Annotated in this window: 1 protein-coding gene; it reads right to left on the bottom strand. The window is 75.6% G+C overall.

Annotation, left to right across the window (positions count from 1 at the left end; translation table 11 throughout):
• Positions 1–2: 2 nt before the first annotated feature.
• Positions 3–405, bottom strand: a 403-nt coding sequence (locus tag G3I78_RS49845) for a hypothetical protein (RefSeq protein WP_203616602.1), incomplete at its 5' end; no start/stop codon positions are given.

Genomic DNA, 405 nt, shown 5'->3' with positions numbered 1-405 from the left:
CGTCACCCGAGGAAGAGCCCGATCGCCAGCGTCACGACCCCCGCCGCGAGGACCACGCCGCCGGCGGGGAGCAGCACGACGGCCCGGTTCGGCGCCTCGCGCCCCGCACCCACCGCGGACAGGAAGAACCCGGCGGGCAGGAGGATGGCGGCGACGAGGACCCCCGTGGCCGCGAGCCACCGCCAGACGCCCGTGAGGTCGGTGGCCTCCGCGAGCAGCAGGCACACGAGCCCCAGGACCACGAGCACGCCCGCGTGCGCGTGCCCGGCGCGGAAGAAGGACGTCTGGAAGCCCGTCGCCGGCACGCGCCGCGTGACGACCTTGACGAGGAAGGCGCCGCCGGACTCGATGCCGACGACCGTGAGCAGGACGATGCCGGCGGTGATGCGGGCGGCGTCGTTGAGC

Origin of the sequence: Streptomyces sp. SID13726 (assembly GCF_010548375.1) — a bacterium.
Taxonomy (GTDB): domain Bacteria; phylum Actinomycetota; class Actinomycetes; order Streptomycetales; family Streptomycetaceae; genus Streptomyces.
Note: the sequence above shows the minus strand (reverse complement) of the source record. Positions and strands in the feature narration are given on the sequence as shown.